At 72.5% G+C, this 6953-nt stretch carries 8 protein-coding genes and 1 pseudogene; 5 read left to right on the top strand and 4 right to left on the bottom strand.

Going from position 1 to position 6953, the window contains the following annotated elements; all coding sequences use genetic code 11:
* Positions 1–95 precede the first annotated feature (95 nt).
* Positions 96–890 carry an isocitrate lyase/PEP mutase family protein gene (locus AC07FK_RS20995; protein ID WP_479106417.1) on the bottom strand — a complete coding sequence of 265 codons (795 nt, stop codon included), beginning with the start codon at positions 888–890 and terminating at the stop codon, positions 96–98.
* Positions 891–1007: 117 nt separating this feature from the next.
* On the bottom strand, positions 1008–1655 hold the full coding sequence (locus tag AC07FK_RS20990) for a TetR/AcrR family transcriptional regulator (protein WP_479106416.1): 648 nt from the start codon (positions 1653–1655) through the stop codon (positions 1008–1010).
* 63 nt (positions 1656–1718) lie between these two features.
* Between AC07FK_RS20990 and AC07FK_RS20985 the strand changes: the two genes are divergently transcribed.
* The 3 genes from AC07FK_RS20985 (at position 1719) to AC07FK_RS20975 (ending at position 4018) form a co-directional block, all read left to right on the top strand.
* The gene (locus AC07FK_RS20985; protein WP_479106415.1) at positions 1719–2870 is read left to right on the top strand and encodes an acyl-CoA dehydrogenase family protein; all 1152 of its coding nucleotides are present in this window, start codon (positions 1719–1721) and stop codon (positions 2868–2870) included.
* 156 nt (positions 2871–3026) lie between these two features.
* On the top strand, positions 3027–3314 hold the full coding sequence (locus tag AC07FK_RS20980; protein WP_479106414.1) for a YiaA/YiaB family inner membrane protein: 288 nt from the start codon (positions 3027–3029) through the stop codon (positions 3312–3314).
* 68 nt (positions 3315–3382) lie between these two features.
* Positions 3383–4018: a TetR/AcrR family transcriptional regulator gene (locus AC07FK_RS20975; protein WP_479106413.1), complete on the top strand. Its 636-nt coding sequence runs from the start codon at positions 3383–3385 to the stop codon at positions 4016–4018.
* Positions 4019–4075: 57 nt separating this feature from the next.
* Here the strand turns inward: AC07FK_RS20975 and AC07FK_RS20970 are convergent, their stop codons facing one another.
* Positions 4076–4537 carry a MaoC family dehydratase gene (locus tag AC07FK_RS20970; protein WP_479106412.1) on the bottom strand — a complete coding sequence of 154 codons (462 nt, stop codon included), beginning with the start codon at positions 4535–4537 and terminating at the stop codon, positions 4076–4078.
* A gap of 120 nt (positions 4538–4657) precedes the next feature.
* On the opposite strand from AC07FK_RS20970, the gene soxR reads away from it, so the two are divergent.
* Positions 4658–5185 carry a redox-sensitive transcriptional activator SoxR gene (soxR, locus tag AC07FK_RS20965; RefSeq protein ID WP_479106411.1) on the top strand — a complete coding sequence of 176 codons (528 nt, stop codon included), beginning with the start codon at positions 4658–4660 and terminating at the stop codon, positions 5183–5185.
* A gap of 88 nt (positions 5186–5273) precedes the next feature.
* Here soxR and AC07FK_RS20960 read toward each other — a convergent pair whose 3' ends face one another.
* Entirely contained in the window at positions 5274–5885 is a 612-nt protein-coding gene (locus AC07FK_RS20960; protein WP_479106410.1) for a hypothetical protein, read from the bottom strand.
* Between the two features lie 191 nt (positions 5886–6076).
* Here AC07FK_RS20960 and AC07FK_RS20955 point away from each other — a divergent pair.
* Positions 6077–6632 (top strand): annotated as a pseudogene (locus AC07FK_RS20955) (penicillin acylase family protein); the annotation flags it as partial.
* Positions 6633–6953 lie beyond the last annotated feature (321 nt).

Genomic DNA, 6953 nt, shown 5'->3' with positions numbered 1-6953 from the left:
GGGGGGGGGGGGGGGGGTGGGGGGGGGGGGGGGGGGGGGGGGGGTTCCCTCCCCCCCCCCCCCCCCCCCCCCCCCCGCCGGGGCGCGTACGGGCGCTAGCCGCCGTACGCCTGCGACCACGCGTCCGCCGTCGCGTACGCCGGTACGCCCGGCGCGTCCGCCTCGCCCCGGGCCACCGCCCCCGCCACGTCCACCGCGTGCCGTACGGCCGCCCGGAACAGCAGCGACCCCGTGCTGACCCTCGCCACCCCCAGCTCCGCGAGACGGGCGACCGGCAACCGCCCCGGCGCGTACAGGATGTTGAGCGGTGTCCCGTGCTCGGCGACCAGGGCGGCGATGACCGGCTCGTCCTGGAGCCCGGGGACGAACAGGCCGTCCGCGCCCGCCTCCCGGTAGGCCGACAGCCGCCGCCCGGTCTCGCCCGCCCGGTCCGGCAGCCAGTACGTGTCCGTGCGCGCGTTGACGAACAGGGTCGGCGCCGCTTCCTTCACGGCGGCGATCAGTTCCCGCTGGAAACCGAGCGGCGCCAGCGTCCCGTCCGGGCGGCCGTCCTCGATGTTCACCCCTGCCACCCCCGCCCGTACGAGATCGGCGGCCAGCGCCGCGACACCGTCCGGGCCGGCGCCGAAGCCGCCCTCGATGTCCACGGTGACCGGGACCGGCAGCCGCGCGAGCCGGCGCCCGAGGTGAAGCGTCTCCTCACGTGCCGCGCCGGTCGCGTCCGGCTTGCCGGCGGTCGACGCCACGCCCAGGCTGGTGGTCCCGATCGCGGCGAACCCGGCCTCGGCGAGTGCGGCGGCGGACGCGTGGTCCCAGGCGTTGGGGAGGACGAGCGGCACGCCGGGGCGGTGGTGCAGGGCGCGGAACGCGTCGTAGCGGTCCTGGTTCACGAGGCGGTCTCCTCCAGAAGGGCGTCGAGCAAGGGAGGCGGCCCGAGGGGACGGGGCTCCTCGTGTGCCATCGTGCCAGGAGGCGTCAGCGCCCCCCCGGCGTCGGCCGGGCCGCCCTCAGCCGCTCGTCCTCACGTGCGCGTACTGCAGCGCCAGGCCGTCGATCAGCGCCCGCAGCCCTGTCTCGAACGCGCCCTCGTCGACCTGCTGCCGGCGCTCCGCGAGGAGATGCGCCTGGCCCAGGTGCGGATAGTCCGCCGGATCGTACGCAGTCTCGTCGTCGACGAAGCCGCCGGCGAACGAGCCGAGTGCCGAGCCGGTGATGAAGTACCGCATCAGCGCGCCGATGTGGGTCGCCTGGGCGGGCGGCCACCCCGCCCTGACCATCGCCCCGAACACGGCGTCGGCCACCCGCAGTCCGGCCGGGCGGCGCCCCGGGCCCCGCGCCAGCACCGGTACGACGTTGGGGTGCTCAGTGAGCGCCGCGCGGTAGGAGAGCGCGTAGTCGTGCAGGGCCGTGCGCCAGTCGCGGCCGTCCGCCGGGTCGAACATCGACAGGTCGACCTTGGCGCTCACCCCGTCGGCGACCGCGTCGAGGATCTCGTCCTTGTTGCGGAAGTGGTTGTAGAGGGACGGCCCGCTGACCCCGAGCTCGGCCGCGAGCCGGCGCGTGGAGACCGCGTCGAGCCCCTCGGCGTCCACGAGCGCGCTCGCCGCAAGGACGATGCGGTCACGGCTGAGAAGGGGCTTGCGCGGTCGGGCCATGCGGCACATAGTAGGCCCGTCAACAAGAAACTAGCACTGCTAATTAAAAGTGGGGTGCCGGAGATGGATCTGGAACTCAGCGAGGAGCAGACCGCCGTACGGCAGCTCGCCAGGGACTTCAGCGACCGCGAGATCGCTCCGTACGCCGTCGAGTGGGACCGGGCGGAGAGCGTCGACCGCGCGATCGTGAAGAAACTCGGCGCCCTCGGCTTCCTCGGCCTGACGATCCCCGAGGAGTACGGCGGTTCCGGCGGCGACCACCTCGCGTACTGCCTCGTCACCGAGGAACTCGGCCGCGGGGACTCCTCGGTGCGCGGAATCGTCTCCGTCTCGCTCGGCCTGGTCGCCAAGACCGTCGCGCACTGGGGCACGGAGGAGCAGAAGCGGCGGTGGCTGCCCGGCCTCACCTCGGGCGACCTGGTCGGCTGCTTCGGGCTCACCGAGCCGGGCACGGGTTCCGACGCGGGAAGCCTCACGACCCGCGCCGTGCGCGACGGGGACGAGTACGTCGTCAACGGCTCCAAGATGTTCATCACCAACGGCACCTGGGCCGACGTCGTGCTGCTCTTCGCCCGCTCGACCGACGCGCCGGGCCACAAGGGCGTGTCCGCCTTCCTGGTGCCCACCGACACCCCCGGCCTGACCCGCCGCGAGATCCACGGCAAGCTCGGACTGCGCGGCCAGGCCACCGCGGAGCTGACCCTGCAGGACGTACGGGTGCCCGCCTCGGCGATGCTGGCGCCCGAGGGCAAGGGCTTCTCCGTCGCCATGTCCGCTCTCGCCAAGGGCCGCATGTCGGTCGCGGCGGGCTGCGTCGGCATCGCGCAGGCGGCCCTGGACTCGGCGGTGCGGTACGCCACCGAGCGCGAGCAGTTCGGCAGGGCCATCGCGCACCACCAGCTCGTCCAGGAGCTGATCACCGACATCGCGGTCGACGTGGACGCCGCCCGGCTGCTGACCTGGCGCGTCGCCGATCTGATCGACCGCGGGCAGCCCTTCGTCACCGAGGCGTCCAAGGCGAAGCTCTTCGCCTCCGAGGCCGCCGTGCGGGCCGCGAACAACGCGCTCCAGGTCTTCGGCGGGTACGGCTACATCGACGAGTACCCGGCGGGCAAACTGCTGCGCGACGCACGCGTGATGACGCTGTACGAGGGCACCAGCCAGATCCAGAAGCTCGTCATCGGCCGCGCCCTCACCGGGGTCTCCGCCTTCTGACCCCGCCGTCCCGGAGCACGGCGGACCGCTGGGGTCCGGGCAGCCGGTGGAGGACATCGCCGCGTTCCTCGCGGGCGGACCGGTCCGCCGGCTGAGTACGTGAGGTGAGTACGCGAGCGGATGTGGCCCGGGCCCCGTCCGGCCATGCTGTCGGTCATGAGCGACGCACCGGTCAAGCAGCAGAACACCACGGCCTACTACGGGCAGGCGGTGGCCGCCTTCGTGGCGGCCCTGGCCGCGGTGGCCCTCGGGATCCTCTACATGGACGCCGACCCGTGGGTGCGGGCCTTCCTCGCCATCGGCGTCCTGTACCTGGTGACCTCCGCCTTCACCCTCGCCAAGGTGATCCGGGACCGGCAGGAGGCGGGGCAGATCGTCAGCCGCGTCGACCAGGCACGCCTGGAGAAGCTCCTCGCCGAGCACGACCCGTTCCAGAAGCTCTGAGCGCGCCCTAAGCGCTTGCTCACCTTCGGGGTATGGTGTTCGTTCCTGTCGGACGGAAGGGGCGAGTCATGAGTGCGGCGGAGGAAACGGCCGAGCCACGCGACGACACGGCCAAGCCGTGGAGCGAGGTCACCCCCGAGGCGGCCAGGAAACTGCTGCTCGCGGCGGTCGAGGCGTTCGCCGAGCGCGGTTACCACGCGACGACGACCCGTGACATCGCGGGACGCGCGGGGATGAGTCCGGCGGCGCTCTACATCCACTACAAGACGAAGGAAGAGCTGCTCCACCGGATCAGCCGCATCGGCCACGACAAGGCCCTGGACATCCTCCAGGCCGCGGCGGAGGGTCCGGGCACGGCCGCCGAGCGGCTGGACGGCGCCGTACGCTCCTTCGTCCGCTGGCACGCGGAGCGGCACACCACCGCGCGCGTCGTCCAGTACGAACTCGACGCGCTCAGCGACGAGCACCGCGCCGAGATCATCGAGCTGCGGCGGCGCAGCGACGCGGCGGTGCGCCGCATCCTGTACGAGGGCGTGAAGGCCGGGGAGTTCGACGTGCCGGACGTCCCCGGCACCACGCTGGCCGTGCTGTCGCTGTGCATCGACGTGGCGCGCTGGTTCAACGCGCAGGGGCGCAGGACGCCCGACGAGGTCGGCGAGCTGTACGCCGACCTCGTCCTGCGGATGGTCACCGCGCAGAAGTAGGAGCGGGGGCGCGGCCCGTACCGCCCGGAAGCCGGAGCGGGACGGTCGCGCCGCCGCTCAGAAGTAGTAGCGGGACACCGACTCCGCCACGCACGCGGGCTTGTCGCCGCCCTCGCGCTCGACGGTGACGACGGCCGTGACCTGCACGCCGCCGCCCGCCTCCGTGACGTCCGTGAGCACGGCCGTCGCCCGCACCCGCGAGCCGACGGGCACGGGGGAGGGGAAGCGGACCTTGTTGCTGCCGTAGTTGATGCCCATCTTCATGCCCTCGACCCGCATGATCTGGGGCACCAGGGCCGGCAGCAGCGACAGCGTCAGGTACCCGTGCGCGATCGTCGTGCCGAAGGGGCCCGCCGCGGCCTTCTCCGGGTCCACGTGGATCCACTGGTGGTCACCCGTCGCCTCGGCGAACAGGTCGATCCGCTTCTGGTCGACCTCCAGCCACTCGCTGTGCCCCAGCTGCTCGCCGACCCCGGCGCGCAGTTCCTCGGCGGACGTGAAGATCCTCGGCTCTGCCATGTCCCGGCCCCTGCCTCTCCATACGGCTGCACCATCGCGTTCCGACCATGTGTCTAAGCGCTTGCTCAGCATGGTTCGGCGGCCGGGTTCTGTCAACGGAGTCCCGGTAGGGTTCGGGAAGTGCCTCAGATACCAGAGAAGATCCACGAGCTCACGGTCGGCCAGCTGTCCGCACGCAGCGGCGCCGCCGTGTCGGCCCTGCACTTCTACGAGTCCAAGGGCCTGATCACGAGCCGCAGGACGGCCGGCAACCAGCGACGCTACAGCCGTGACGCCCTGCGCCGCGTCGCGTTCGTGCGCGCCGCCCAGCGCGTCGGCATCCCGCTCGCCACGATCCGGGAAGCCCTGTCGGAGCTCCCGGAGGAGCGCACGCCGAACCACGAGGACTGGGCCCGGCTCTCCCGGGCCTGGCGCTCCGAACTGGACGAGCGCATCAAGCAGCTCGGCAGGCTCCGCGACCACCTCACCGACTGCATCGGCTGCGGCTGCCTGTCGCTGGAGTCGTGCGTACTGTCCAACCCGGACGACGTCTTCGGCGAACGCATCACCGGCTCGCGGCTGTACGCGGAACGCCGCAGCGCGCGGGCCGTCCCGGCCGAGCCCGCTCCGGAGCCGGAGTGCGCCTCCGAGGGCGGCAGCCGGCCCTGACGGACGGGCGGCCCGCGCGGCGGGCCCCGGCGGCGGTACGGGCGGCACGGGGGCGCGGCAGTCGGGGGAGCGCCGCGCCCGCGCGCGCTCACGCCACCGATGCCAGCTCCCTGCGCCGCACCCGCTTGGACTCCGCCAGCGCCTCGGACGTCAGGACGGGCTGCGGCACCAGGATGCCGCAGCCCGTGCAGACCGGCCCGTACCAGGGATCGTGCGCCAGTCCCTGCCGCCAGACGATCCGGCTGTCCGCGCACACCGGGCAGTGGTCCCCCGGCTCGGACTCCAGGGCGGAGATCAGCCGGCGCAGTACGTCGCCGAGCGGCGCCACCGGATGAACGGCGGGATCGTCGCACCAGGCCACTCCGCACCCGCCCCAGGTCCGGCGGTGCCAGTCGTCGAAGGAGCCGGGACGCCGCAGCCCGTCGTGCTTCTCGCGCTTGCGCCGCCGGGCGAACTCCACCTCGTAGGCGAGCCAGACGGCCCGCGCCTCCTCCAGTTCTTCGAGCGCGGCCACCAGCCGCGCCGGATCAGGGGCCCTGTCCTCGGGTTCGATCAGGTGCCTCGAACACAGATGGTCCCAGGTGGCCCGGTGCCCATAAGGGGCAAACCGTTCAAGGCATTTGCGCAGCGAGTACCGCCGCAACGCCAAGTCGCACCGCGGGTCGCGTACTTGTCTCGCGAGACTCCGGAAACCGGCCATCGCGCTTGTCACCTCCGTCGCTTGTACTTCGGCGTCACAGAGTGGACGTACGGGTGCCCCGATCGGTGCCATCGAAAATCGAATGGCCGGCATCAGTGGGGGGATTTCGAAAAGGTGACGCTTCCTCGCCTTCGGACGGGCGCACACCGCCAGTGACGTCCGTCGCACCTGCCGCCCCCCGAGGAGCACGCATGCGACGACGACGTACCGGTCCCGCACAGCACAGAACAGCCCTGGCAGCAGCCGTGATCACCCTCGCCGCGGGCCTGCTGTCCCCCCTGCCCCGGGCCACGGCCGACACCGGACGGGCGGCGGCACAGGAGCCCGCGTCCGTGACGGACCACTGCGCGGGACGGTGCGACGACATCCTGCCGCCCGGTCAGAACGGCAACGCAACTCTGGCCGAGATTCTCGCCCACCGCGTCCTCGGCACCCGCCCGGCGCACAGCTCCGACCAGATCGCCCGGTACGACGCCCTGGTCGCGGGCCACCAGGGCCTCACCGACGACAAGCTGACCGGCTTCTTCGACGACGCGGCGTCGGTTACGCGGCCGGCGAGGACCAGCTCTGGCTGATGGACCTCTTCCGGCACATCGGCCGCGGCGAACTGACCTCCTTCGCGGGCGGCGCCCTCGCCAACCAGGGCCTGGAGCAGCAGTCTGGCCGCAGGCCCCGTACACCGAGGAAGACCTCCAGGCCCAGGTCGACCGGATACGGACGACCAGGGACGAGCGCGGCGAGCTGGCCGGGGAACGGGGCGTAGAAGCGGTCGTACATCCGGGTCGCGACCGAGCGGTCACTGTTCCAGCCGTGCGCGAACATCACCAGGTCGGTGACGTCGAGATCCGCCGGCCGGTCGCGCTGACGCGTGTTCACATCGCCGTCCGCGTCGAAGGTGATCTCACGGTACGGCTCCACACCCACATCCGACATGGCGCACCCCTCGGGTCCGAATCGGGCCTGCTCGCCGACTCGGCATCCCGCCGGACCCCAGGACTGGCCATACACCCCGTCAGGACGACTCGCCCCTGCCCGTGGGCGGCGCCGGCAAACCGCCCTCGGCGGTAC

The sequence above is a fragment of the Streptomyces sp. NPDC046122 genome, from assembly GCF_056429965.1.
The sequence above is the reverse complement of the archived record's forward strand: the minus strand, read 5'-3'. Positions and strand labels throughout refer to the sequence as shown.

What these genes read in the sequence shown, in the direction of transcription:
- AC07FK_RS20990 (WP_479106416.1), bottom strand. Translation starts at nt 1,655, where the DNA reads ATGGCCCGACCGCGCAAGCCCCTTCTCAGCCGTGACCGCATCGTCCTT.
- AC07FK_RS20985 (WP_479106415.1), top strand. Translation starts at nt 1,719, where the DNA reads ATGGATCTGGAACTCAGCGAGGAGCAGACCGCCGTACGGCAGCTCGCC.
- AC07FK_RS20980 (WP_479106414.1), top strand. Translation starts at nt 3,027, where the DNA reads ATGAGCGACGCACCGGTCAAGCAGCAGAACACCACGGCCTACTACGGG.
- AC07FK_RS20975 (WP_479106413.1), top strand. Translation starts at nt 3,383, where the DNA reads ATGAGTGCGGCGGAGGAAACGGCCGAGCCACGCGACGACACGGCCAAG.
- AC07FK_RS20970 (WP_479106412.1), bottom strand. Translation starts at nt 4,537, where the DNA reads ATGGCAGAGCCGAGGATCTTCACGTCCGCCGAGGAACTGCGCGCCGGG.
- AC07FK_RS20960 (WP_479106410.1), bottom strand. Translation starts at nt 5,885, where the DNA reads ATGGCCGGTTTCCGGAGTCTCGCGAGACAAGTACGCGACCCGCGGTGC.